Genomic DNA, 21,528 nt, shown 5'->3' on the forward strand with positions numbered 1-21,528 from the left:
AGGCGTGCCCACCTACCGTGACGAAGCAGTGGTGTTGCGGTCCCACCAGCTCGGTGAGGCGGACCGCATCATCACGTTCCTGACGCGCCGCTACGGCAAGGTGCGCGCGGTGGCCAAGGGTATCCGCAAGACGTCGAGCCGCTTCGGGGGCCGGTTGGAGCCGTACTGCCAGGTGGACATCCAGTTCGCCGAGGGTCGGGGCTCGCTGGAGGTGGTCACGCAGGTGGAGGCGCTGCACGTCAGCCGTCTCGCAGGCGACTACTCGCGGTTCACCGCAGCCGAGGTCCTCGTCGAGACCGCGGACCGGCTGGTCGCGGAGGAGGGCAGCCCCTCCCTCCAGCAGTACAGGCTGCTGGCCGGGGCGCTCCGTGCACTGGAGGATCCGGCGCGGCCCTATCCCTTGGTGGTGGACTCGTACCTGCTGCGGGCGCTGGCCGTGGCCGGCTACGCCGTCGCGACGACGCGGTGCGCCGGCTGCGACAACGCCGAGGTGCGTTGGTTCTCCCCCCAGGGTGGCGGCGCAGTGTGCACCGCGTGCCGCACCTCGGGCTCCGCCCCACTGGACTCCGACGACGCCGCGCACCTGGGCGCGCTGCTGGCAGGCGACTGGGCCGTGGCCACCGCCACGGACGGCGCGACGGCGCGCAGGGTAGACGGCATGGTGGTGGCCTACGCCACCTGGCACCTGGACCGGGCGCTGCGGTCTCTGCCGTACTTCGAGAGATAGGCTCTCAGCCATGGCGAGACTCCTGGCGACCGACGTCGACGGCACGTTGCTCAACCCTTCCCACGAGATCACGGACCGCACGAAGGCGGCCTTCGCCGCGGCCAGGAGCGCTGGCATGGAGGTGATCGTCATCTCGGGGAGGCAACCTTATTCGATCGCTGTGATCGTCGACGGCACCGCCCTGGACGGTGACGCCATCGGTTCCAACGGCGCGGTGGCGATGGACCTGACCACCAGAGAGGTGCTGTTCGAGGAGGCCATGGAGCTGAGCGCCCAACGCGAGATCGTCGAGCGGATGCAGGCGCTGTTCCCAGGCCTCAGCCTCGTCTCTGTGCGCGACGGCGGCGACACCTACGTCGCGGAGCACGGCTACAGCGGAATGCAGGACCCTGGCGCGAAGGTTGCCCGGTGGCCGGTCGATCACCGGTTGGGGACCAGGGAGGATGTGCTGGCTGAGCCGTCCTTGAAGTTGGTGATGCGCGACGACTCGGTCACCCCCGAGGACCTGCTCGAGGCAGCTAGGCGGTTGGCGGTGCCCGGCTGCCACGCCACCACGTCAGGCGCGCCATTCCTCGAGGTCGGTCGCGCGGGCGTCACCAAGGCCAGCGCCTTGGCCAGGTACTGCGCGGACCGCGGGATCGACCAGAGCGACGTGGTGGCCTTCGGCGACAACATCAACGATCTGGAGATGTTGCGCTGGGCAGGCTTGGGTGTCGCGATGGCCAACGGCGAGCCCGAGGCCCGGGCGGCGGCAGATCACGTGACGCTGAGCAACGCCGACGACGGGGTGGCCGTCGTCATCGAGGAGCTCCTGGCTCAGCGGTAGATCGGCCAGGCCTGTCCGGCCGCGAAAGCGCCCACCACCAGAACCACCGTCACCGCCAGCATCAGCCAGTCCACCATGCCCATCTGGAGCTGGCCGAGGCGTATGCTCCGGCCCCGGCCGTCGACGGTGGCGTACGTGAAGCCCCTCGTCTCGAGGGCCTCGACCGTCGTGCGGACGTTCTTGGCGGTGTTGAGGAAGATCGGGTAGAAGCTGAGGATTGCCATCTTCGCCCAGTGCACGACGGTGCGCCAGCCGAGGAAGCCACGCTTCTCAGGCGGCGCCATGCGGAGGCGGAAGCCGTCGAACACCGTGTTGAACTCCTCCACCATGATGGGCAGCATCCGGTAGCCGTAACTCACGCCGAAGGCGAACAGCTCCGGCATCTTGAAGGCCAGCAGGGCATCGGACAACTTCTCCGGGTCGAGGGAGACGAACGCCGCCATCGACGCCATCGAGATGATGCCCAGTTTCAGGTTGACCACGCCCAGCGCGGCGAGGGTACCGAGGTTCCCGCCGAACATGAGGGACACCAGGATCAGGTAGAAGATCTCAAAACCGATGCCGATGATGAACAACCCCAGAACCAGGGGACCGACGCGGGCCAGGAACACGCCTATGGCGGCGATGACGAAGAGCGCACCGAGCACTGTGACGTTGTGGGTGAACCACGGCACGAATGCCATGATCAGGTACCAGACCAGCACCGCCCGGGGGTCCCGGCGCGAGAACATCCCGCCCCTGGTGGCATAGGCGGTGCGGATCAGTTCGAGCTTGACCCACTCGACCGACAGGACATCGCGTTGCTTTCTCAGCATGGCACTCTCTCCCTGGACCTGAGGCATTCCAACAACTCGACCACGTTGAGCGGCGGCTGCTGCAGCCCGAGCGCGAGACCGAGTTCGGCCACCTGTGGTGGGACCAGCCGGACGCGGGCCAGGAGTTCCGGCTGTGAGAACAGCTCGCGCGGCTCGAGGTCCGCGGCGATCCTGCCGTGCTCCAGCACGATCACCCGGTTTGCCCAATCAGCCACGAGGTGCATGTCGTGGGTGGCCACGACGGCGCACGAGATGGCGTCGGAGAGGTCCACCAGCATGGCGGTGACCCCTTCCCGGGAGGCCACGTCGAGCGAGGAGGTCGGCTCATCGAGCAGAAGGACGCGGGGCCGCATTGCCAGACCGATCGCCAGGGTGGCCCTGCGTTGCTGTCCACCGGACAGCGTGCGGCCGTCCCGCAGGGCGAAGGCGCTGAGGTTGACGCGCCCGATGACCTGCTCGACGAGCTCCTGCCATCCCTCCATCCTGCGGCCGGAGGGGAACAGCGACACATCGCCGCGCACGGAATCCTTCAGCAGCATCTGCTGGGGATGCTGATAGATGTACGCGGTGGTCCCGGCCAGCTTGCCCGGGGATTTGGTACGGGTGTTGATCCCGTCCACGGTGACCTCACCCGCGCGTGGCACGAGGATGCCGGACAGGAGCTTGAGCAGTGTGGTCTTGCCTGACCCGTTTCCCCCGACGAGGGCGACACGGTCCCCCGCGTGCAGGTCCAGGTCGATGTTGTCCAACGCGACGTGGAGGTTGCCGCCGACGCTCCGGTAGGAGTGCTGAACGCCGCGTGCCGTTGCCACGACAACGCTGGCGGGCCGGTGGGTTGGCGGCCGTGGCACATCCTGGGCGGTGATGCCGGCCGCGTGGAGCGCTCCGACGGCCGAGGGGATATCCCGCGGGACCTGGCCCAGGCCGGCGCCGCGGCCCACCTGGATGACCTGTGGGGCGGGGATGCCGTGGCGCGCCAACTCATCCGTCCGGTTGACGGCCTCGTCGACGGGAAGGTGCCACACAGGCGCGCCGTCGGCCATCAGCACCACCGACTTGGCGTACTGGGCGATGAACTCTGCGTGGTGTTCGATGGTGATGATCGTGAGCCCCAGCTCCGTATTGAGGCGTTGGAGGCTTCGGTAGATGTCGTGGGCCCGGGCGGGATCCAGTTCGGCGACCGGTTCGTCGACCACGAGGATCCCCGGCCGCAGGGCCAGGACGGCAGCCAGGGCCGTGGTGTGTGCCTGCCCGCCTGAGAGCTGCCACGTGAAGCGCTGCGCCAGTTCCGCCAACCCGAGCGAGTCGAGCACCTCCGCGGTGCGTTCCGCATGGTCCGAGTGCCCGAAGTTGATCGGCCCGAACGAGATTTCGTCGCGGACGGTGGGGCGCACCAGCTGGTTCTGGAGGTCCTGGTAGACGTAGCCGACCTTCGCCGAGAGCTCCGCCACGGACGACGAGAAGGTGTCCACGCCGTCGACGTGCACGGAGCCCGCGAAGTCGCCTGCCCAGTAGTGGGGCACGAGCCCGTTGAAGGTCTTGCAGAGGGTCGTCTTCCCGGAACCGTTGCCCCCGACGATGGCGACGAAATCGCCACGCTTGATCGTGAGGTTCACATTGCGCAGCGTGTCGACCTCAGCCCCCGGGTACCGGAAGCTGAGGTTCGACGCCTCGATGATGGCGCTCACGAGTGGATGGGCTCCTCGCTGCGCTCGCGCTCCGCCATGGCGACGGCCTCGTCGGCCTCTGCCTGAAGGCGGGCCTGGGCCCCGGGATCAGGCGTGCGGCCCTTGCGATAGGCGACATAGGCCAGCTCGAGGACCACGACGATGGCGCCCACCGAGACCCACAGGAAGCTCGTGCCGAACTGGTCCAGGAAATCCGGTTCCCATGCTCCGATGTTGAGGTCCCACGCCTCGATGAAAGCGAAGAAGGCCGCGGCGATGGACAGCACCACCGCGACGGCGACGAACCAGCCGGCCCTGGGCGCCTGGCCGGGGATGGGTTCGCCAGGCACCCGGGGACGCATCCCGAGCAGGGGCTCGATCTTGCCGTGCAGGGCGGGGATGAGCCACATGGCGGGGATCGCGCCGAAGAGGATGCCTGACATCACGATGTCGACGCCGAAGCCGATGCCCTCGAGGAACAGAATCGATTCGGGGAGTCCCTCGACGTACTCCGGGTCTTCCAGAGCGAGCCAGACCTTCGCGAGGTCGACGATCGCCGAGAGGAACTTGTCGATGACGTCCACGAGGATGGCGCCGATCCAGATCTGCGTGCGGGAACGGGGGTTGCGGATCAGCGAGCCGGCGATGTACAACGCGAGGAACATCTGGATGTACCCCTCCACCTCGGAGAGGCCCGAGAAGTCGCCCATGAGGAGGTCGACGAAGACGATCTCGCCGAGGGGTGCGCCGAGTGCGGCCCAGAACGGGGAGAACAGCGCCACCATCGCGAGGGGCACGAAGACGAAGTAGGCCACCGAAATGTCCACGGGGCCGATGGTCACGTCGGGGATGATCTCGAGGATGATGTTGGCCAGGCCGAACAGCGCCATGGACAGCACGAAGATCATGAGCTTCTGAGGGGTGCGCAGCTCGGTGGTGCCGGAGCCTGAGGTGCGCAAGGTACCTGCGCGTCGATACTCGGTGGGGGTCATGAGGGGGTCCTTTCGGGTCAGCTGGCGATTGCTTCGCGGAGGGGGTGGAGATCGTGCAGGTCCGTGACCACCTGGGTCGCGGTGCCGTCGGCCAGGGCGGCCTCGAGCTCACTGGCTGGGGTGGATCCGCCGGTCAGCAGCACACGGTGCGCAATGCCGACGGCGAGGGCGCCGGCAGCGTCGTTGCGGGGTTTGTCACCGATGAAGATCGTGCGAGCCGGATCAGCGTGGGCAATGGTCAGCGCCTCCAGGAAGATTCCGGGCTCCGGCTTGCGCAATCCCATCTCGTCGGAGCAGACGTAGGCGGAGATGTAGGGGGCCAGTCCATACCGGGCGCACGAATCCCGCACCGCCCGGCCGGAGACGGTGTTCGACACGACGACGACGGGGGTGCCTTCCTCGGCGAAGCCGCGCAGCAGTTCGCCCATCCCTGGCCGGCACGTCCGGTCGGACTTCACATTTCCGTAGCGTGCGGCCAGGTCGTCTGCCTCCGCGCGGAACCAACTATGGAGTCCCCCGTCGAGCTGGTCAGCGACAGCCTCCCAGAACTCGCGGTGCGTCACCTCTCGCAGAGGTTCGCCCGCCTCGCGGTGGGCGGTGAGGCGCGCCTCCTTCCACGTCTTGAACGCGGCCCGCGCCCGTGCGAGAGCGTCGCGCAACTCCTCGATGGAATGGTCATCCCGGCGGGCGCGGCGCAGTTGCAGGGCAAGGTCAGCGAGGAAGCTGGTGAGCCCATCCGTACCAGGGGCGGTTTGCGAGATCACGCCGCCATGGTCGATGAGCACCGCAGGGCCGCGGGGCACTTCGACAACCGGGCTCGCGGGCAGCGCGGTGGGGGAGCGGCCTGCCACCACCTGCGTGAGCAGTTCCAGCACGCCGCGCGGGTCGTCGAAGACCGCATCCGGCCGGTGGGTGACGGCGAAGGGTGGGTTGTCCGTATGCTTCGAGCGGGTGATCAGTACCGCGCCCACCCCGGCACGCCGGCCCGCCGCGACATCGCGATCCTGAGTGTCACCGACGTACCAGGCGCGCTCCGGGGAGACGCCTAGGGCCTTTGCAGGTGGCAGAGGAGATCGGCTACCGATCCAATCACTGGGCCCGCTCCCTGGTCGCCGGCCGCACTGGCCTCATCGGCGTGCTTCTGAACGAACTCGGTAACCCCCACAACACGGATGTGGTGGAGGCGGTCGAGGATGTGGCCGCCCAGGACGGGCTGGGGGTTGTCGTCAGCCATGGCAGGCAGGATCCGAGCATCCTCGCTCAGCGGCTGCAGGCCATGCGCCAACTGGGCCTCGACGGCTTCGTCGTCGTGTCTGCACACGTCCCCGGCGGGGAGCTCCGAGCCGCGGCCCAGCAGGCGCCCACCGTCGTGATCGCCAATCCCTATGAGCTTCCGGAGAACGTGAGCCAGGTGCGCAATGATGACGCCTCAGGGGCCCGGCAGGCTATGGAGCACCTGCTGGCCAGGGGGCACACAAGGATCGGCTTCCTGGCCGCCTCAGAGTCGCGTACCACGCGCGTCCGCGCCCAGGCCTACGAGGACGTGATGGCGGAGCATGACCTCGAGGCCAGCGTGTGGCGGGATGGTGCCGCGGTGTTCACGGGCGAGCGCCCGTCAGCGGTATTCGCCTCCAATGACAGGGCGGCCGCGAGGCTCTTGGGGTCGGCTGCTGACAAGGGTGTGGACGTCCCAGGGGAGCTGGCCATCGTGGGCTACGACGACGCGGAGCTGGCCAGTGTGGTCCGGCCCCAACTCACCACGGTGGCCCAGCCGCGGGCAGCCATGGGCCAACGGGCGATGGAGATCCTGTTGTCCGGCGCGGTTGAGCGGGTGGTCGTGGAGCCGACGCTGGTGGTGCGCTCCTCAAGCTAGTTGGAGCAGTTGCGGCACAGGCCGAAGATCTCCAGCTCATGGCCCGCATCGGTGAAGCCGTGCTCGCGGGCGATGTCGGAGGCCCAGTGCTCCAGCGCCTCCGGGTGGATCTCGATGGAATAGCCGCAGGAGCGGCACACCAGGTGATGGTGGTGGCCCTTGGAGCAGGAACGGTAGGCCGCCTCACCTTCCGGGGTGCGCAACACGTCGACCTCATCGGCCTCCGCCATCGACTGGAGGGCCCGGTACACCGTGGCCAACCCCACCTTCGCGCCCTGCTCGCGCAGCAGGTCGTGGACCTGTTGCGCGGTGCGGAACTCCTCGGTGGATTCCATCAGGTCGCGCACCGCGGCACGCTGCCAGGTCTGGCGGGTGGCGGGGGTGCGGGGCGTCTCAGTGCTCGTCATAGTGGTCTCCATGGCGCGCGTGGCGGTGGCCGTCGTGAACGTAATCCAGATGGTCGCCGTGTTGGATCACCTTCACGCCGGGGAGCTCGGCGTGCCGGTCGTCGTGGCTCTCCGCAGCCTGATGCGGATGCTGCCCGTGGTCCTCGATGTAGGGGATGAAGCGGTCTGTCCGCCGCAGCTTCCCGCCCACCAGCCAGGACAGGCCCAGGAGCGCGATGGCGGTCACCACGATGGTGGCGCCGGTGGCGGTGTCGAGGTAGAACGAGCCGATGGTGCCGCCCACGGCAGCCACGGCTCCGATGCCCATGGCGCCGAAGAAGGAGGCCGTGAAGCCGACGAAGGACTGCTGCGCGGTGGCCACCGGGATCACCATGAGGGCGCTGATCAGGAGCAGGCCCACCGTGCGCATGGACACCGTCACGGTCACCGCCGCCAGCACGACGACCAGCAGGTTCAGGGCCTTCACGCGGATGCCCAGCACCTGCGCATACTTCTCATCCACCGAGACGGCGAAGAGCCTGGGCGCGAGCGAGATGGTGATGGCCAGGATGATCACGGCCAGCCCTGCGATGAGGTAGATCTCGTTCTGGTTGACCGAGGTGAGGGAGCCGAACAGGAACGACGACAGCCCGGCGGCGCCCTGCCCCGCGATCCCCGCCATGAGGACGCCGGAGGCGAGGCCGCCGTAGAAGAGGATGGCCAGTGCCAGGTCGCCAGAGGCCTTACCGTGCTGGCGCAGCAACTCCACCGCCACCGCGCCCACGACGCAGGTGATCACCGCGATCGGCAGGGGCGCGGTGCCGGTCAGCAGCGCCAGGCCCACGCCCATGATGGCGACGTGGCCCAGCCCGTCGCCCAGGAGGCTCATCCTCCGCTGCACGATGAATGTGCCGATGGCGGGGGCGATGAGGCCGCTGAGGAGAGCGGCGATGAGGGCGCGCTGCATGAACGGCAGCGCGAGGACGTCGATCATGCGAGCACTCCCGAGATGGGGTCGACCACGCCGAACGTCGACGGCGGGTCCAGATCTGGTGCGCAGGCCTGGGCCGACGGGTGGTCCTCCTCCACGACGCGGCCGTCGCATAGCGTGACCGCGCGGTCGAGGATGGGCGCCATGTAGCCGCGCTCGTGCAGCACCACAAGCAGAGCCAGCCCGTCGCCGCGCAGCGTGCCCAGCAGGTCGGCCATGCCGGCCTGGCTGTGCAGGTCGACGCCTGCCAGCGGCTCGTCCATCACCAGCAGGTCGGGCTGTGCCGACAGCGCCCGGGCGATGAGCACCCGCTGCTTCTGGCCTCCGGAGAGCGCGCCGAACGGCCAGGTGGAGCGGTCGGCCAGGCCGACGAGCTCGAGGGCCTCGTCGAGGGCTGCCTTGTCCCGTCGGCCCAGCCACTGGAAGGCCTTACGGTGCGCCAACCGGCCGGAGGCAGCGATCTCGCGTACCGTGGCGTTGGGCACGGTGATGGCGGAATGCTGCGGCACGTAGCCCACCCGCCACCATTCATTGAAACCGGGCAGGTGCTCGCCGAACAGTTCCACTGTGCCGCGCTGGTACGGGGTCAACCCGAGCAGGGTCTTGACGAGGGTGGACTTGCCGGACCCGTTGCCGCCCAGCAGAGCGACGGCTTCTCCGCTGTCGACGTGGATGCTCACGTCCCGGAGGATGGGCATCCCATCCAGGGAGACGTAGAGCCCCCGTGCGTCAAGGGGGTCAGCTGCAGTCATTGGCGCTCCTCAGAGCCTCGAGATTGGCGCGCATGATGGAAGGGTAGTCGGTGCCGGCCGACTTGTCGGTGACGCCCTCCAACGGATCGAGCACCGCCGTCTTGAGGCCGAGGTCTCCGGCAATGGACTTGGCCACCGCATCCGATGTGAGTGTCTCGAAGAAGATGGTGGTCACTTCGTGTCGCTTGGCTTCGTCGTGGACGGCCGCGATCCGGGCCGGGGAGGGCTCGCCGTCGGGATTGATGCCGGAAATGCCGATCTCCTCGAGGTTGTAGCGCTCGGCCAGGTACTGGAAGGCGGCATGCGTGGTGATGAACTCCCGGCGCTCACACGTGGCCAGCCCGTCAGCGAACTCCTTATCGAGGGTCTTGAGCTCCTCGACGTTGGATTCGGCGTTGGCCCGGTAGGTCTCGGCCGCGTCAGGATTGACCTCCGCCAGCTTGTCAGCGATGGCGGTGACGACCTTGCCCATCCGCTCCGGATCCTGCCAGAAGTGGGGGTCAAAATCGCCGTGGTCGTGGGCGTCGTGGCCCTCTTCCTCGTGACCTTCCTCCTCGTGGCCCTCCTCGCCGTGCTCGTCGTGGGAGTGCCCCTCGGCGACCGGGGCGAGATCGGCGGCGTCCGCCGTGTTCAGGATGGGGCGGTCGCCCGCCTGGGCCACCGCGGCGTTGACCTCGGGCTGGAGCTTGTCCAGGTAGACAATCAGGTCCGCGTCGCTGAGGGAGGCGATCTGCTGCGGCGACAGTTCCATGCCGTGGGCGTCAGCGCCCGGCTTGGTCAGGACGTCGACGGTGCCGTCTGTCTCGCCCATGACCTGTTGCGTCGCCCACTGGAGTGGGTAGAACGAGGTGATGACCGTAGGGCCGTCGCCGGGGGACCCTTCCTGAGAGGGTGCCCCGCAAGCGGAGAGTGCGATTGCCAACAGAGAGGCTGCCGCGATGGTGCTACGGAAGATGACGTTCATGAGAACCATTATCATTCCGGTGTCGGCTGGAATCAAAATGCGGCGGCCCCGGATAGGGTGTGGCCATGCTCGCCATCAGCCGCTTCGACTCGCCGGGCCCCCGCTTCTCCGACGAGGCCGCCTCCGCCGTCGAGTGGTGGTCCCAGCGTCCCGGCTGCCTGGGGATCGAGCTGGTGCAGAACCTCGACGAGCCTGAGTTGTGGGCCATCGTCTCCCGGTGGGAGTCGGTGGGCGCCTACCGCCGCTCATTCAGCGGCTACGACGCGAAGGTGATCCTCACCCCGCTGCTGTCGCGCGCCATCGACGAGCCCAGCGCCTTCCTGCCTCCGGAGGAATTGGGGGAGAACATCCCGCGAGCGTAGGCTGTTCCAGCCCCTGATCCCGACGCGAGGATGACCATGACCATCGCCCCCCTGCGCCTGCACGCCCCGAGCCGCCGCGACGCCGTCGTCGTCGAGCTGCCCGTCGTGCTCGCGCCGATGGCGGGCGTGACCAACGCCGCCTACCGGCAACTGTGCCGCGAGCAGGGCGCCGGCCTGTACGTCTGCGAAATGATCACCTCACGAGGCCTGGTCGTGGGGGACCACAAGACGCGCGACATGCTGCAGTTCGACCCGGGGGAGACGACCCGCTCTGTGCAGCTCTACGGCGTGGATCCCGACGTGATGGCCGACGCGGCGCGCATCCTGATCCGCGACCACGACGTGGACCACATCGACCTCAACTTCGGCTGCCCCGTGCCCAAGGTCACCCGCAAGGGCGGCGGCGGGGTGCTGCCCTACAAGCGCGAGCGCCTGCGGGCCATCGTCCGCGAGACCGTCCGGGCCGCCGATGAGTTCGGGGTGCCGGTGACCATCAAGACGCGCATCGGGATCGACGATCAGCACGAGACGTTCCTCGACGCCGGCCGCATCGCCCAGGAGGAGGGGGCGGCGGCCATCGCGCTGCACGGCCGCACCGTGCAGCAGGCCTATTCCGGGGAGGCGGACTGGTCCCGCATCCGGGAACTGGTGGAGGTGGTCGACATCCCCGTGCTCGGCAACGGCGACATCTGGGAGGCGGAGGACGCCCTGCGCATGATGGCCGAGACCGGCTGCGACGGCGTGGTCATCGGTCGCGGCTGCCTCGGCCGGCCGTGGCTGTTCGGCGACCTCGCCGCCGCCTTCAGGGGAGAGGTGCTGCGGCTGCGTCCCAAGCTCGGCGAGGTGGGGCGGATGCTCCTTCGCCACGCCGAACTGCTGATCTCGATCATGGGACCGCGCGGCATCGTCGACCTGCGCAAACACATGGCGTGGTACTTCAAGGGTTACCCGGTTGGCGAGCTGCGCCGGCGCTTCGCCATGGTCTCCTCCCTCGAGGAGTTGCGCGGGTTGGTTGCTCTGCTGGATGCGGATGCCGAGTTCCCCGTCAGCGAGTTGGGCACACCCCGTGGGCGCCAGGGATCCCCGCGTGGCAAGGTCGTTCTCCCGCACGGCTGGTTCGACGACACCTCCGGGTGCGAACTGGATCTCTCCGCGGCGGAGCTGGACGTCTCCGGGGGTTAACGGACCCCCCTGAGGGGTGGGGCGCCGCCGTCGATTAGGTTAATGCGCAGCCAGCCCGCCCCATGCGGGCTCTGGACCATGGAGGTGCCCATGCAGGAATTTGCCACCATCACCATCGACGGCGTCGAGCACCAGCTGCCCATCGTCACCGGTACCGAGGGTGAACGTGCCATCGACATCAGCCGGCTGCGAGCCGACACCGGCCTGATCACCCTGGATGACGGCTATGCCAACACAGGCTCGGCCAAGTCGGCCATCACGTTCATCGACGGGGAGAAGGGGATCCTGCGCTACCGCGGCATCCCCATCGAGGACCTTGCGGCCCGCTCCAGCTTCATCGAGACGGCGGAGCTGCTGATCTTCGGCGAACTGCCGGACGAGGAGGAGCGGGCCGAGTTCAGGACGCTGCTCACCGAGAACTCCGCGTTGCACCGTGACATGCGCAAGCACTTCGAGGGCTTCCCGGTCAACGCGCACCCCATGAGCATCCTGTCTGCCATGGTCAACGCGCTGCAGGCCCACGACATGCCGGAGCATCGCTTCACCGATGAGAACGGCTTCCGCGAGGCCGCAGCCAGCCTGCTCGCCAAGACCCGCACCATCGCGGCTGCCTCCTACAAGGCGCACGTGGGCCAACCCATCGCCTACCCGCGCTACGACCTCAGCTACGCCGAGAACTTCCTCCACATGATGTTCTCGGTGCCGTACCGCGACTATGAGGCCACCCTGGAGGTGGCCCACGCGCTGAACATGTTCCTCGTGCTGCACGCCGATCACGAGCAGAACTGTTCCACCTCGACGGTGCGCATGGTCGCGTCGTCGGGCGCCAACCTGTACGCGTCGCTCTCGGCAGGTGTCAACGCGCTGTGGGGGCCGCTGCACGGCGGCGCCAACATGGGCGTGATCGACATGCTGGAGAAGATCAACGAGGGGTCCTGGACGGCCAAGCAGTACGTCGACCGCGCCAAGGACAAGAAGTCCGGCGTCAAGCTGATGGGCTTCGGCCACCGCGTCTACCGCAACTTCGACCCGCGGGCCCGGATCCTCAAGGACGCCGCGCACAAGCTGCTCGACACCATGCACATCAAGGACCCGCTGCTGGACATCGCCCGCGAGGTGGAGGAGGCGGCGCTGGCCGACGACTACTTCGCCTCCCGTCGCCTGTACCCCAACGTCGACTTCTACTCGGGCATCATCCTGCGCGCCATCGGTATCCCCCTGGACATGTTCACGGTGCTGTTCGCCATCGGGCGGACACCTGGCTGGATCGCGCACTGGAAGGAAGTCACCGACGACCCGACGCAGCGGATCTACCGCCCCCGCCAGGTCTACACCGGCCCGCAGTTGTCGGAGTGGGTGCCGCGCGCCAGGCGGTAGCCCGGTTAGGCTGGGGCCTGATGAACGAGATCCTGCCCCGTACCAAGCTCTGGGCCCACACCATGCGCGGCCACGGCGACGAGGTGATCACCGCGCACCGGTCGTCGACGGCCAGCGTCAGCCCGCGCCCGGCCAGGCGGCGCGAGCAGCGCGAGGAGCTCGAGCGCGAACTGTTCGTGCCGGAGGCGTCCTTCGCCAGCGGCGCCGGCAACCGCGCCCGCGACGAGGAACCCGACGCGTTCCGGACCTGCTTCGAACGGGACCGGGACCGGATCGTCCACTCGGCCGCGTTCCGCCGGCTGGCGGGCAAGACGCAGGTGGTGGTCTACCCGACCGACCACCAGCGCACGCGGCTGACCCACGCCATCGAGGTGGCGCAGTGCGCCATAGCCATGGCGCGTGGCGTCGGCGTCAACGTCACGCTGACCGACGCCATCGCCCTGGGCCACGATTGCGGTCACGGCCCGGGCGGGCACGCCTCGGAGGACGCGTTCGACGAGTTCATCGAGGGCGGCTACGACCATGGGCCGTGGGGCGCCGACGTCGTGCTCGAACCCCTCAACCTCACGCTGGAGACCCTCGACGGCATCCGCAACCACTCCTGGTCCCGCCCCGCGCCGGCGACTGTGGAGGGGGAGATCGTCAGCTGGGCGGACCGCATCGCCTACTGCGCCCATGACCTGGAGGACGCCGTCTACGCCGGCATCGTGGAGCTCGCCGAGTTGCCCGAGATCATCCGGGAGGTGGCCGGCACCACCCGACGCCAGCAGTTGGCCACCTTCATCAACGCGGTGATCGACACCACAGCCCAGACGGGCACCGTCGGGATGGACCCGGTCACGGCTGAGGCTCTGGCTGAGCTGCGCCGCTTCAACTACGAACGCATCTACACCAGGCCGGAATCCGTGGCGCAGTCGCTGACGGTGGTGGCGGTGCTGCGTGACCTGGTGAACTTCTATCTGGACAACCCGAGGGCGCTGCCGCAGGAGTACCACGCCGAGGATCTGGTGCGTGGGGCGGTCGCCTACGTCGGGGGCATGACGGACCGGTTCGCGTTCGAGCAGGCCCAGCAGCGCCTCGGATGGGACCCGAAGAAGCTGCCCCGGGGGATCGGCCGGGGCGCCTGACAACCGTCATCCTGCGCGCATTTCCGCTGCGCAACTTGCCCCTACCGCCCCCGTGCTCTGGACTTCCGCCCGGCATCTGGCGAGGATGAATCAGAGCCCAGAATCTGTTCACGAGGGAGTGTTCGAGTGCGAACGACAATCATCAGGGCGGTCGCCATTGTGGCGGCACTGGCCCTTGCCCTATCGGTGGGGGCCTCGGTGTTCCTCACCCCGTCCGCCAGCGCCGCGACGTCAGTCCGGCTGGCCACCAACGGCGCCCCGGCGTCGATCCCCGGCCTGCCCGAATGGAACGCCGGCTCCGGCACCTTCCGGTACGGCACCTCCACCGCGGTGGTCGCCCCCGCCACGCTCTCTGACGTGGCGGGCCCGTTCGCCACGGAGTTGGGCGCCGCGCTGGCCACCGATGTCCAGGTGAAGACCAGCGCCGCCGCGGGCGACGTGGAACTCGTGCTCGACGCCACCCAGACTGAGCTGGGCCGCGAGGGCTACCGCATCGAGGTGGGCGAGACCATCAGGATCACCGCCGCTGACCGGGTAGGCGCCTTCTACGGCACCAAGACCGCCCTCCAGTGGGCCGTGCTTGCCGGCACCAGCCAGACCATCCCCGCAGGCTCCGCGGTGGACGTGCCCGAGTACGAGATCCGCGGCATGGGTATCTGCGCCTGCATCATCCACATCCCCGTGGAAACCCTGGAACAGGTCATCGAGCAGATGGCCTACTACAAGATGAACGAGCTGTGGCTGGAGATCAAGGTCGAATCCGAGAGCCTCCCCAAGTCCAACTACTGGGGCTACTACACCGTCGAGCAGGCGCAGCACCTCACCGAGTTCGCCAAACAGCACAACATCCGCATCATCGCCGAGGTCAACTCGCCCGGCCACATGGGCCCCTGGATCACCGAGTACCCCGAGCTCCAGCTCACCCGCGAAGACGGCTTCAAGGAGCCCACGCGCCTCGACATCAGCCGGCCGGAGGCACTGACCACCCTGCAGACGCTGTACGACGAATACATGGAGGCCTTCGACACGCAGGGCTACTGGCACATGGGCGCCGATGAGTACATGTTCGGCGTGCCGGGCGGCGTGACCCGCTTCCCGCAGCTGCTGGAGGCCGCCAAGGATAAGTTCGGTCCCAACGCCACCGAGCAGGACCTCTTCATCGACTTCATCAACCAGATGAATGCCTACGTCAAGGCCGACGGCCGCACGCTGCGCATCTGGAACGACGGCATCCCCGTCAACTACAACATCGCCAAGCTGGACACCGACATCATCGTCGAGCACTGGCAGTACGACGCGGGCGCCGGCATGGTGGGCCGCTCCGCACAGACCCTGCTGTCCGAGGGTCACGACATGGTCAACGCCAACAAGAGCCTCTACCACGCCCGCCCCAGCGGCCTGTGGAAGCAGCCCTCGCAACTGTGGGCCGAGAACTGGACCCCGATGGACTTCGTGGGCGAGCCCCGCGTGGACGACTCCGACACCCCCGGCAAGGTGCTGGGCGGCAAGCTGACGCTGTGGCCCGACGACGGCCCGGCCATGACGGAGCGCCAGCAGCTCACCGTCGTGCAGGAGACCTGGAAGTACACCGCTCAGGCCACCTGGGGCAGCACCCGCCCCGTGGAGACCTACACCGAGTTCAAGTCGCTCGGCGAGGAGTTGGGTCGTGGTCCGCTGACCGACACCGTCAACTGGCGGCCGGTCCCCGGCGCCACCTACGAGATCAGCGCAGACGGCAAGTTCCTCACGGCGGGCGAGACCGTCACGATGGGTGACGACGCCCATCGCTGGACGCTCAACCCCACCTCAGACGGCTACTACACGCTGCAGAGCGCGGCGGGCACCTGCCTCGACCTGGTGGGCGGCACCGCGCTGACGCTGCGCACGCCCTCCGAGTTCGGGCTGGCACCCACCGCCCGCGCCTGCGACCCCGGCCGCAACCTGCAGAAGTGGTGGCTCAAGCCCGTCGACGGCGGGTTCACACTCACCAACGCCATCTCGCAGCTCCCGCTCGTGGTGGACGGCACCTCGATCGCGCAGCAGGACCCCAACAAGGCTGAGGCGACCGTCTTCACGCTGACCGGCACCGGCATCTGCAGCACGCTGCCCACCAGCCCGGTGGCCGTGACCCGCGTCTCCAGCGAACAGAACAACTCCGAGGAGGTGGCCCTGGCCACCGCAGCCATCGACGGCGACCGCGGCACCTTCTGGCACACCCAGTGGGATCCCTCGGAGGTCGCCCACCCGCACGAGATCGTCTTCGACCTCGGGCAGGAGATGGAGGTCTGCGCCGCCATGCTGACCCCGCGTCAGGGCACCAACACCGGCGCCGTCAACGGCCAGATCAAGGACTACGACATCTACGCCACCAACGACGCGACGGTTGCCGCCGGCACCGATCTGGCGGCGTGGGGCCAGCCCGTGGCATCCGGCTCGCTGCCCAGCGGCTTCCAGGATAAGGTCGTCGAGTTCGACCCCCCGGTGGACGCCCGCTACCTGATGCTCGTGTCCAAGTCTGAGCAGGGCGGCCTGGCCTACACGACGCTGGCAGAGTTCACGGTGGACGCCACCGTCGTCGAGCCCGAGCCCACCGTGACGCCGACGGTTGATCCCACGGATGACACGACGGAGGAGCCCACGGTGAAGCCGACGGTGACCCCCACGGTCGATCCCACGGACGACCCGACGACGCCTCCGGTGAAGAAGTACGTGCGTACCGCGCCGTACACGCTGCCGGGTCTGCACAAGGGCCTCAACGGTCGCGACTGGAACACCAGGTGTGAGCCGTACTCGCGGACGGAGCGTTGCCGAACGGACATCTGGGCGACCATCGTGGTGATCGAGGATGGTCAGTTCGTCCGTAAGGACGGGTGGACGTTCAACAACCTCACCTACCTGCCGTTCATGACCCGTGAAGCCTGGGGTGCCAACCCCCTCGCAAACACCGGCGAGTGGACCGCCACCACGGATCAGCGCAAGTGGATGACCGAGTGCGATACTGAGCGCACCGGCCGCAACGGTTGCCGTTCCTACACCTTCGTGACGGTGTACAAGGCCACGGCGAAGCCTGAGGGCGGTTACGTGTTCTCGCAGAACAACGAGTGGGTGTTCAACAACATCGTGATGTTCGGAGGCCCCGAGCTGCGATAGCGGTTGGTTGAGCCGGTCGCGTCCGAGCTTGCGAGGACCGCGACCGTGTCGAAACCCCTGAGGCGTCCCCAGCACCTGAATGAAGGTGCTGGGGACGTTCCTTGTGATTGAGGTGACAGCTCGGCTGCGGGGGGGACACCGGCTAGAGTTGCCCCGTGGCTGGGCGGATCAACGAGGAGGACATCGCAACTGTCCGCGAGCGTGCCCGGATCGACGACGTGGTACGCGACTATGTCATGCTGCGCAACGCCGGATCAGGCTCCTTCAAGGGGCTGTGCCCGTTCCACGACGAGAAGACGCCCAGCTTCACGGTGACCCCGTCGCGCGGCTTCTACTACTGCTTCGGCTGCGGCGAGGGCGGCGACGTCATCAACTTCCTCATGCGCCAGCAGAACCTGGGCTTCGTCGAGGCCGTGCAGATGTTGGCAGACCGCTTCCAGATCGAACTGCGCATCGACGACGACGGCTCGCCCGGCCAACCACCCGGCCTGCGCAAGCGCGTCCTCGAGGCCAACGAGGCCGCCCAACAGTTCTTCGCCGACCAACTTGAGTCCCCGGAGGCGATCGAGGCCAGGCGGTTCCTGCACGGCCGCGATTTCGACCGCGCCGTGTCGCAACAGTTCATGGTGGGATACGCCCCCCGCCACGGCTGGGCGCTACACCAGACGTTGAAGGCCAAGGGCTTCACCGACGACGTGCTCAAATCCGCGGGTCTGATCCGCGACGGCGGGCGCGACTTCTTCACCGGCCGAGTCCTGTGGCCCATCCGCGACTCCGCCCAGGCCGTGCTGGGATTCGGCGCGAGGCGGATCTACGACGACGACCGGCTGCCGGCCAAGTACATCAACACCCCTGAGTCCCCGGTCTACAAGAAGTCCCACGTCCTGTACGGGCTGGACCTGGCGCGCCGAGCGATCGGGCGCAAGCAGCAGGCTGTGGTGGTGGAGGGCTACACCGACGTGATGGCCGCGCACCTCTCCGGCGTGGACACCGCCGTCGCCTCCTGCGGCACCGCCTTCGGGGAGGATCACGCCCGCCTGCTGCAGCGGCTCATGGGTTCCCATGGCGGCCTGCACGGCGAGGTGATCTTCACCTTCGACGGCGACAAGGCCGGACAGGCCGCGGCCCTCAAAGTGTTCAAGGGCGATCAGAACTTCATCTCCCAGACCTACGTGGCCATCGAACCCACGGGTCTCGACCCGTGTGATCTGCGCATGCAGGAGGGAGAGGCCGCCGTCCGCGAACTCGTGGCGCGGCGCATCCCGTTGTACCAGTTCGTGATGAACAATATCGCCAAGAGCTACGACCTCGACCGGGTCGACGGCAGGCTCGCTGCGGCCCGGGAGGGCGCGGAGTTGATCAGCGCCATCCGGGACCAGTCGCTGGTCAACCAGTACCTCCGGGAACTCGCCGGGGTGCTCGGCATGGACCTCGACGACGTGCGCAGGGAGGCAGCACGCTTCAGCCGCCGCGGCGGGGGAGCGGGCCGTGACCACGCGCCGGAGCCGCCGCCCGAGGAGGCGCTGGAGCCCGCCGTCGAGTCCGCATGGCCCAACCCCACTGACCCCCACCTCAGGCTGGAGCGCGATTCGCTGAAGCTCATGCTCCAACACCCCGTCACGTTCGACACCGCCTGGAACTCGGTGGAGGAGGAGGACTTCACCCACCCCGGCTACCGGGCGGTGTTCCGCCTCCTGGCCAGCGTCGAGTTCGGCGAGAACTGGACCGACAGGGTGCGTGCCGGTGCCCCCAACGACCTGGTGGCACAACTCGTGGTGGCGCTCCTCGTCGAGCCGCTGCTGCGGGAACCGGATGAGACATATTCGCTCATGCACACTGCGAGGCTGCGGTTGAAGCGGGTCACGCGGCAGATCGCAGATCTCAAATCCAAGCTGCAGCGCACAGATCCGCTGGAGGACCCCAGCGGGCACCGTTCGCAGTTCGCCCACCTCACCGAGCTGGAGATGAAGCGCAAGCAACTGCTGCAGGTGGGCCTAGCCTGAGGCTGTCCGCCATTCAAGACGGGCTTTGCTTTCGCTCACCGACTCTGCTCATATTCTCTTGATGTCGAGACAACGTAGTCTCGCCGACCTTCAGGAGAACCATGTCCCAAGGCCGTATGCTCGTGTGGACTTCGCCTGGTTCCCGCCGAAATGGAGGTGCGCTCGATGACCGGAGCGGGCGCAGGCGGAGCCATCGACCACTGACGGGTCAGGCCACCGCCGCGAGGATCGCGTTGTTCACCTTGGCGGAGCGCCCGTAGTCGACCAGGGTCGTCGGCATCGCGGGGTACCCCAGCACCGTCACGACGGTGTGCCCCGGATGGTCTGCCGACGGTCGTACGTCGATCAGATGCGTGCTGCCCCACGAGAGCAGATCCATGCCCTTGCCCGCGGTCAGCGTGGTGGGGCCTGACTGGTGGAACGGGATGGCGGAGAACTGGAGGTGCTGGCAGGCGGCGGCCCACGCGTCGCCTGCCGGCCGCATCGTGTGGATCTGGGCGTAGGAGACCACCGTCTTCGGGGCCGGACCGGTCTGGCTGATGCCGCGCTGGATGAGCCACATGATGCCGAAGACGAGGCCGAGGACCACCACGAAGACGAGCAGCGCGAGCAGCCCCACCATGGGGTCGATGAGGAAGAAGGCGCCCACGGTCAGCAGTATCACCGCCAAGGCGATCCCTGAGTAGAGCCGGATGGCCTTCTTGCGCTTGTCCTGCACTGCGGCCAGTTCGGCGGCCAGAATCTGTCGGTCCATACCGAGGATGGTAGTGCGACAGGGGAGCAGTCATCCGGCGACGACCCGCGCGTCCCGGTAAGCCGCAGCCGTCGTCGTGCGTTCGCCCGCGAGCAGGTTGCGTGCGGCCTCCAGCGCCTCCTGTTGCCAGCGCGACACCGTCGAAGGCGACGCGTGCATGATCTCCGCGATCTGCGCGAGGGTCCGGGCAGGGCCCTTCAAACCGAACCGCAGTTGCAGCACCTGCCTGTGCCGGGGGAGGAGGAGCGCCAGGAAGTCGACGCTGGTCTCCGCCGTGTGCTCGTAGCCAGAACCCTCGGCCATCAACTCCACGTCGAGGGCCACCAGCTTGATCCTGCCGCGCTGCGTGGCCGTGGGGGACAGGCCGGTCCTGCGGACCACGGCGTCGACGGCGGATTCGGAGGGCTCCACGCCGTGCGATTCCAGTTCCCGCAGCACCTGTCGCGCCGAGCGTCGATCAGCGCGGCTGACGGATGGATGACCTATCCGGTGCCGGGCCCCGTCGGCCATTTCCCGCACGAGGTACTCGTGCACAAAGGTGGTGAATCGGAAGCTGCGGGTGTGGTCGAAGCGTCTGATGGCTTCGGCCACCGCCACGCAACCATCCTGGAACAGGTCATCCTCCGGCAGCCCCGAGAGATAGGAGGCGCGACGGGCGTACTTGATCGCCATGCGGATGCCCACCCAGGCGAACCGCTCGGCGGCCCAGCGCCCGCGCTCAACGACCTGCGCCAGCCGCGTGTCCTGGGATCCTTCATCGATCAGGTGCGCCGCGTAGAGCCCGGCCTCGACGGCGCGGGCCAACTCCGCGTCCTCGCCGGGGCCGATCGTGACATGGGGGAGTTCGAGATCTGGAATCATCATGGTCACCAGCGTGGTGGCCCAACCGCCCGCGGTCCGGTGCTCACGGGCGATTGTGGATAAGTATGAACGGACAACACTTCTTTTCCACAGGGCACAATGGGGCCATGGCCTTCTTCACCCGTCCCACCCGCGTCGACTTCGGCGGCCTTGAAGCCCACCTCGGTAGGAAACCCGGTGTCCTTGCCCACGGGGTGGGTGACAACGCCGTGGTGCTCGCCGTCACCCGGGAAGAGTTGGCGTTGCAGCGCGACGGCCAGTGGTCGGTCTGGCGGTGGGAGGAGGTGGCAGGCGGCTCCTGGAACGCGGAGACCGCCACCTTCCAGTGGCGCACCATGGACGGGGAGCGTCACGAGACGCACCTCTCCGAGGAGAACCGCGTGCCGGAGGCGTTCCGCGAGCGGGTGTTGGCCTCCACCCTCGTGCAGACCGTCGTGGACGCCAGCCCTCGGGGCGTGGTGCAGGTGATCGGAAGGCGTGACCTGTCTCCGCAGCCGGAGACCCACTGGTACGCGGTGCCCTCGGGCGGTGCGGACCTCAACGATCCGCGCACCCGCGCCGCGGTGGTCGCCGAGACTGATCGGCTCCGCTCCGAGTACTTCTGAGGCCCCTGCGCCGGTTTTCGTTTCGGTTGCGTTACAAGCTTTTTACGCTCTGTCGCACGGGCCCGAAACGCGTTGCCGGACGCCTCGGGCGGAACCTACTGTTTCTCACGGCCA

The 21,528-nt window shown here is 67.9% G+C and carries 20 protein-coding genes; 10 read left to right on the forward strand and 10 right to left on the reverse strand.

Annotation, left to right across the window (positions count from 1 at the left end):
• Positions 1–4 precede the first annotated feature (4 nt).
• Together recO and BN1186_RS11605 are read left to right on the forward strand one after the other, a co-directional pair.
• The gene (recO, locus tag BN1186_RS11600; RefSeq protein WP_052460249.1) at positions 5–727 is read left to right on the forward strand and encodes a DNA repair protein RecO; all 723 of its coding nucleotides are present in this window, start codon (positions 5–7) and stop codon (positions 725–727) included.
• Positions 728–737: 10 nt separating this feature from the next.
• Complete coding sequence (locus BN1186_RS11605) at positions 738–1,553, forward strand: Cof-type HAD-IIB family hydrolase (RefSeq protein WP_040284234.1); 816 nt, start codon at positions 738–740, stop codon at positions 1,551–1,553.
• Here the strand turns inward: BN1186_RS11605 and BN1186_RS11610 are convergent.
• From BN1186_RS11610 to BN1186_RS11625, 4 genes are read right to left on the reverse strand one after another with little or no spacing between them, the layout of a single operon-like run.
• Positions 1,544–2,368 (reverse strand): energy-coupling factor transporter transmembrane component T family protein, encoded by an 825-nt coding sequence (locus BN1186_RS11610; protein WP_040284235.1) that lies wholly within the window; start codon positions 2,366–2,368, stop codon positions 1,544–1,546. The genes BN1186_RS11605 and BN1186_RS11610 overlap by 10 nt on opposite strands.
• Positions 2,362–4,056 carry an ABC transporter ATP-binding protein gene (locus tag BN1186_RS11615; RefSeq protein WP_040284236.1) on the reverse strand — a complete coding sequence of 565 codons (1,695 nt, stop codon included), beginning with the start codon at positions 4,054–4,056 and terminating at the stop codon, positions 2,362–2,364. The genes BN1186_RS11610 and BN1186_RS11615 overlap by 7 nt, the downstream gene beginning before the upstream one ends.
• Complete coding sequence (locus BN1186_RS11620; RefSeq protein ID WP_052460100.1) at positions 4,053–5,027, reverse strand: DUF8171 family membrane protein; 975 nt, start codon at positions 5,025–5,027, stop codon at positions 4,053–4,055. The genes BN1186_RS11615 and BN1186_RS11620 overlap by 4 nt, the downstream gene beginning before the upstream one ends.
• Before the next feature lie 17 nt (positions 5,028–5,044).
• Positions 5,045–6,112: an HAD-IA family hydrolase gene (locus BN1186_RS11625; protein WP_342777376.1), complete on the reverse strand. Its 1,068-nt coding sequence runs from the start codon at positions 6,110–6,112 to the stop codon at positions 5,045–5,047.
• Between BN1186_RS11625 and BN1186_RS11630 the strand changes: the two genes are divergently transcribed.
• A complete protein-coding gene (locus BN1186_RS11630) occupies positions 6,088–6,900 on the forward strand; it encodes a LacI family DNA-binding transcriptional regulator (RefSeq protein ID WP_180349073.1) in 813 nt (270 codons plus the stop codon). The genes BN1186_RS11625 and BN1186_RS11630 overlap by 25 nt on opposite strands.
• Here BN1186_RS11630 and BN1186_RS11635 read toward each other — a convergent pair.
• The 4 genes from BN1186_RS11635 to BN1186_RS11650 are packed head-to-tail and all read right to left on the reverse strand — an operon-like array spanning position 6,897 to position 9,993.
• The gene (locus BN1186_RS11635) at positions 6,897–7,307 is read right to left on the reverse strand and encodes a Fur family transcriptional regulator (protein WP_040284237.1); all 411 of its coding nucleotides are present in this window, start codon (positions 7,305–7,307) and stop codon (positions 6,897–6,899) included. The genes BN1186_RS11630 and BN1186_RS11635 overlap by 4 nt on opposite strands.
• Positions 7,294–8,280: a metal ABC transporter permease gene (locus BN1186_RS11640; protein WP_342777364.1), complete on the reverse strand. Its 987-nt coding sequence runs from the start codon at positions 8,278–8,280 to the stop codon at positions 7,294–7,296. Before BN1186_RS11640 ends, BN1186_RS11635 begins: the two co-directional genes overlap by 14 nt.
• Positions 8,277–9,029: a metal ABC transporter ATP-binding protein gene (locus tag BN1186_RS11645; protein ID WP_040284238.1), complete on the reverse strand. Its 753-nt coding sequence runs from the start codon at positions 9,027–9,029 to the stop codon at positions 8,277–8,279. Before BN1186_RS11645 ends, BN1186_RS11640 begins: the two co-directional genes overlap by 4 nt.
• Positions 9,016–9,993 carry a metal ABC transporter substrate-binding protein gene (locus BN1186_RS11650; RefSeq protein ID WP_052460103.1) on the reverse strand — a complete coding sequence of 326 codons (978 nt, stop codon included), beginning with the start codon at positions 9,991–9,993 and terminating at the stop codon, positions 9,016–9,018. The genes BN1186_RS11645 and BN1186_RS11650 overlap by 14 nt, the downstream gene beginning before the upstream one ends.
• 65 nt (positions 9,994–10,058) lie before the next feature.
• Between BN1186_RS11650 and BN1186_RS11655 the strand changes: the two genes are divergently transcribed.
• From BN1186_RS11655 to dnaG, 6 genes are all read left to right on the forward strand, one after another.
• Positions 10,059–10,355: an antibiotic biosynthesis monooxygenase family protein gene (locus tag BN1186_RS11655; protein WP_040284240.1), complete on the forward strand. Its 297-nt coding sequence runs from the start codon at positions 10,059–10,061 to the stop codon at positions 10,353–10,355.
• Positions 10,356–10,391: 36 nt separating this feature from the next.
• Entirely contained in the window at positions 10,392–11,537 is a 1,146-nt protein-coding gene (gene dusB / locus BN1186_RS11660) for a tRNA dihydrouridine synthase DusB (RefSeq protein WP_139651081.1), read from the forward strand.
• A gap of 78 nt (positions 11,538–11,615) precedes the next feature.
• Positions 11,616–12,914 carry a citrate synthase gene (locus BN1186_RS11665; RefSeq protein ID WP_040284817.1) on the forward strand — a complete coding sequence of 433 codons (1,299 nt, stop codon included), beginning with the start codon at positions 11,616–11,618 and terminating at the stop codon, positions 12,912–12,914.
• A gap of 20 nt (positions 12,915–12,934) precedes the next feature.
• Entirely contained in the window at positions 12,935–14,041 is a 1,107-nt protein-coding gene (locus tag BN1186_RS11670; protein WP_040284242.1) for an HD domain-containing protein, read from the forward strand.
• A 126-nt stretch (positions 14,042–14,167) separates the two neighbouring features.
• Positions 14,168–17,191: a family 20 glycosylhydrolase gene (locus BN1186_RS11675; protein ID WP_082031364.1), complete on the forward strand. Its 3,024-nt coding sequence runs from the start codon at positions 14,168–14,170 to the stop codon at positions 17,189–17,191.
• A gap of 155 nt (positions 17,192–17,346) precedes the next feature.
• Positions 17,347–19,194, forward strand: a complete 1,848-nt coding sequence (gene dnaG, locus BN1186_RS11680) for a DNA primase (RefSeq protein ID WP_040284243.1) — start codon at positions 17,347–17,349, stop codon at positions 19,192–19,194.
• Between the two features lie 208 nt (positions 19,195–19,402).
• Here the strand turns inward: dnaG and BN1186_RS11685 are convergent, their stop codons facing one another.
• Together BN1186_RS11685 and BN1186_RS11690 are read right to left on the reverse strand one after the other, a co-directional pair.
• On the reverse strand, positions 19,403–19,948 hold the full coding sequence (locus BN1186_RS11685; protein WP_040284244.1) for a hypothetical protein: 546 nt from the start codon (positions 19,946–19,948) through the stop codon (positions 19,403–19,405).
• 30 nt (positions 19,949–19,978) lie between these two features.
• A complete protein-coding gene (locus tag BN1186_RS11690) occupies positions 19,979–20,812 on the reverse strand; it encodes a sigma-70 family RNA polymerase sigma factor (protein ID WP_082031366.1) in 834 nt (277 codons plus the stop codon).
• Positions 20,813–20,916: 104 nt separating this feature from the next.
• Between BN1186_RS11690 and BN1186_RS11695 the strand changes: the two genes are divergently transcribed.
• Entirely contained in the window at positions 20,917–21,414 is a 498-nt protein-coding gene (locus BN1186_RS11695; RefSeq protein WP_040284246.1) for a hypothetical protein, read from the forward strand.
• Positions 21,415–21,528 lie beyond the last annotated feature (114 nt).

The organism is Tessaracoccus massiliensis, assembly GCF_000826065.2.
GTDB classification, from domain to species: domain Bacteria; phylum Actinomycetota; class Actinomycetes; order Propionibacteriales; family Propionibacteriaceae; genus Arachnia; species Arachnia massiliensis_A.

Excerpts from the sequence above, each read along its gene's own strand:
- BN1186_RS11605 (WP_040284234.1), top strand. The coding sequence starts at position 738 with ATGGCGAGACTCCTGGCGACCGACGTCGACGGCACGTTGCTCAACCCT.
- BN1186_RS11610 (WP_040284235.1), bottom strand. The coding sequence starts at position 2,368 with ATGCTGAGAAAGCAACGCGATGTCCTGTCGGTCGAGTGGGTCAAGCTC.
- BN1186_RS11620 (WP_052460100.1), bottom strand. The coding sequence starts at position 5,027 with ATGACCCCCACCGAGTATCGACGCGCAGGTACCTTGCGCACCTCAGGC.
- BN1186_RS11635 (WP_040284237.1), bottom strand. The coding sequence starts at position 7,307 with ATGACGAGCACTGAGACGCCCCGCACCCCCGCCACCCGCCAGACCTGG.
- BN1186_RS11640 (WP_342777364.1), bottom strand. The coding sequence starts at position 8,280 with ATGATCGACGTCCTCGCGCTGCCGTTCATGCAGCGCGCCCTCATCGCC.
- BN1186_RS11645 (WP_040284238.1), bottom strand. The coding sequence starts at position 9,029 with ATGACTGCAGCTGACCCCCTTGACGCACGGGGGCTCTACGTCTCCCTG.
- BN1186_RS11650 (WP_052460103.1), bottom strand. The coding sequence starts at position 9,993 with ATGAACGTCATCTTCCGTAGCACCATCGCGGCAGCCTCTCTGTTGGCA.
- BN1186_RS11655 (WP_040284240.1), top strand. The coding sequence starts at position 10,059 with ATGCTCGCCATCAGCCGCTTCGACTCGCCGGGCCCCCGCTTCTCCGAC.
- dusB (WP_139651081.1), top strand. The coding sequence starts at position 10,392 with ATGACCATCGCCCCCCTGCGCCTGCACGCCCCGAGCCGCCGCGACGCC.
- BN1186_RS11665 (WP_040284817.1), top strand. The coding sequence starts at position 11,616 with ATGGAGGTGCCCATGCAGGAATTTGCCACCATCACCATCGACGGCGTC.
- BN1186_RS11670 (WP_040284242.1), top strand. The coding sequence starts at position 12,935 with ATGAACGAGATCCTGCCCCGTACCAAGCTCTGGGCCCACACCATGCGC.
- BN1186_RS11685 (WP_040284244.1), bottom strand. The coding sequence starts at position 19,948 with ATGGACCGACAGATTCTGGCCGCCGAACTGGCCGCAGTGCAGGACAAG.
- BN1186_RS11690 (WP_082031366.1), bottom strand. The coding sequence starts at position 20,812 with ATGATGATTCCAGATCTCGAACTCCCCCATGTCACGATCGGCCCCGGC.
- BN1186_RS11695 (WP_040284246.1), top strand. The coding sequence starts at position 20,917 with ATGGCCTTCTTCACCCGTCCCACCCGCGTCGACTTCGGCGGCCTTGAA.